The organism is Streptomyces sp. NPDC055103 (genome assembly GCF_053607625.1).
In genome coordinates this window covers 1-2,488 of the sequence record NZ_JBSGTX010000157.1, presented here as the reverse complement: position 1 = coordinate 2,488, position 2,488 = coordinate 1, and the positions used below count along the sequence as shown (strand labels likewise).

Sequence of the window (2,488 nt, the reverse complement as noted above, 5' to 3'; positions counted from 1 at the left end):
ATCCTAGGCAAAGCCTAGTGTTTTATATGATATCGTTAATTTCTTTCAGGTGGGCTGACATGGGACACCGGATTTACATAGGTGGGCTGACGTGGGTCTTAAATGATAATTAAAAAAACAGGGATTTAGTGATATCACTAAATGTTAATCAATGTCCCCTTTAGGTCCCCCTACTTTCGACCAATGTCCCCTTTGCGGAAGGACAAACTCACCAATGGGTGATGTCTGTCGAGTAACATTAATTCATACTAGGTTCTATTTAACCAACACTAATACTTGATTAGGCCCTGTACGCTCAAGTACACGATATCCTTGATTTGCTTTTGTCGCAATTCCCTCATCATTCGACTTACAATAGCTATTAACTTCACAGGTACCATCATCTCGAACCAATAGTTTTCCTAACAGTCCCACAGCCACCCATTCCGGTCTTTGTGAACGAGGGATATATTCCTTTGTAGAATCCCATTTAGGGTTTAGTTTCGGTTCTGTTACTGTATATCCTGGCTGAATAATTCGTCCTTCGTCGTCTATTTCTTCTGGAACGTCCACCTCATGATATTGGACCCTTCCCCATTCATCCGTTACTTTCCATCTTAGTTCACAACTGTCTGTAAGAACAGCAGGAGTAGCACTTGTAATCCCTAATATATCATCATCGTTAGAACTAGCTTTCCGAATTCTTTTACCCTCTAAAGTTACAAAATAACCAACATCAATCGTCTCAAACATTTCAGCAAAATCAGCTGCAGCAGGCATAAATATAGTACCATCTAAAAAGAGATTTCCTGTAGCCCCTTGAATTACAGCAGAGTTTGATGTAGGACCAACTGCAAGTCCATTTGCCAGATGCCAGGAAAAAGGGAATCTGGTAGCTCCATTTCTGCCCATTATATGAGCCCCTGTATTAATTACAGTTGTATTATCACCCTCGGCATGCCCCATATCACTAATGATGCTTGTATTCCTCCCTTCGGCATGAGAAGCAAATCCACCAGCATTAGTCATAAACCCCTCTGCATGGGACTCAAAGCCACTGGCGGTAGTACGAAACCCTTCAGCATGGGAATCAAGGCCACTGGCGGTTGTTTGAAGACCTTCAGCATGGGAAGCAAAGCCACTGGCGGTTGTTTGAAGACCTTCAGCATGGGAAGCAAAGCCACAGGCTGTAGTTCTACTTCCTTCTGAATGTGCAGCTGTCGCGGCTGCTGCTGTCTGGGTATTAATTCCTTCAGCATGCGAATAATCGCCATTCGCTTTAGAATTAAAACCCTCCGAATGGGAGGCAAACCCATTCGCGAACGTATTGGTCCCTTCTGCAACAGAACATCCATTTCCAGGATCAGTTCTTATACATGTAGTTCCTGGAGGTCCTTGTGGTCCAGGCATATTACATGGATTGCAACGGCTGCATGAGCAATTTCTTTTACATAAACTCAAAAAATCAACTCCATTTTGGCGTATTTACTATTGATATATTCAAAAAAAACGGAATTAGCTTGTGCGCATTTTCAATGTGTGACTTCCTAAAAAGCCAATGTTTCAATATGTTTATTTTTGATTTATAAAGAGTGAAGAATTATTTACACGGTCCAGAATCCCAAAAGAAGGAAGGCTGCTGAATTTTAGAAAGAAAATCCCATAAAAGATCTGGTATTCTTCTATTTTCCAGAAGGTTAGATATGCAGTCTATCCCCGGGGGGGGGATTCATTTTCCTTTTTTAAAGGAATCGAGATCACATTAAAGAAACTAAGATCTAGAACATTTGAAAGACATTGGCTAGAACTGAACAGGGATTTATGGTGTAAGGTTATTGGTAATTCCGTTCGAAATATCGGAGGGAATTCACATCAGAATGTAGAATAGGTGAATTAAGAGTGATATCAATGTGAAGGGAATGTGAATCATGAAAATCAAGGAAATATTGGACGACCTATTGATAACCGGAAATACCATAGCCAAGATCGCAAAAGAGAAAGTTCATATTGGTGAGAAGAAGTTAAAAGAAGCTTTACACAATGCTGGATACGAGTATCGAAACTCTGGTCAAAAGGGATGGCACTATGTAGGTGAAGGGGAAGAACCTCTTTATACATCAGTGTTTGAGTTCATTAAATCGAAGAATAGTCACCCTAAGGTGAAACAGACTACACCTATACATGCATTCAATGTGAATCAAAGTTCACACGACATAAAAAAGGATTCACATCCTATCCCCCTCGATGTGAATAGCGTACGAACTCAAGATAAAAGTTCGATTCACACAGAATTCACACCAGAAGAAAGAGCGATTCTTAGAGATTTAATAAGAGGATATGTTCTTAACGACCAGCAAGATAGTCATGGCAATGACTTGTATCAAAGGGTGGTAACTTTAGAAAAAGGCACAAAGGTACGGAAGACGATTGTCATAAATGAGGAAGTTGGGGCTTTGCTGGATAGCTTCGCAGACCAACAGAAATTCAATAAATCCGATCTTATTGAAAT

At 40.4% G+C, this 2,488-nt stretch carries 2 protein-coding genes; one reads left to right on the top strand and one right to left on the bottom strand.

The window, feature by feature from the left end:
• Positions 1–255: 255 nt before the first annotated feature.
• Positions 256–1,389 carry a peptidase G2 autoproteolytic cleavage domain-containing protein gene (locus ACWFR1_RS40155; RefSeq protein WP_453561004.1) on the bottom strand — a complete coding sequence of 378 codons (1,134 nt, stop codon included), beginning with the start codon at positions 1,387–1,389 and terminating at the stop codon, positions 256–258.
• Between the two features lie 518 nt (positions 1,390–1,907).
• On the opposite strand from ACWFR1_RS40155, the gene ACWFR1_RS40150 reads away from it, so the two are divergent.
• On the top strand, positions 1,908–2,488 hold a 581-nt coding region (locus ACWFR1_RS40150), incomplete at its 3' end, for a hypothetical protein (RefSeq protein ID WP_453561001.1).

Coding starts and splice junctions, on each gene's coding strand:
- ACWFR1_RS40155 (WP_453561004.1), bottom strand. CDS start 1,389: ATGCCTGGACCACAAGGACCTCCAGGAACTACATGTATAAGAACTGAT.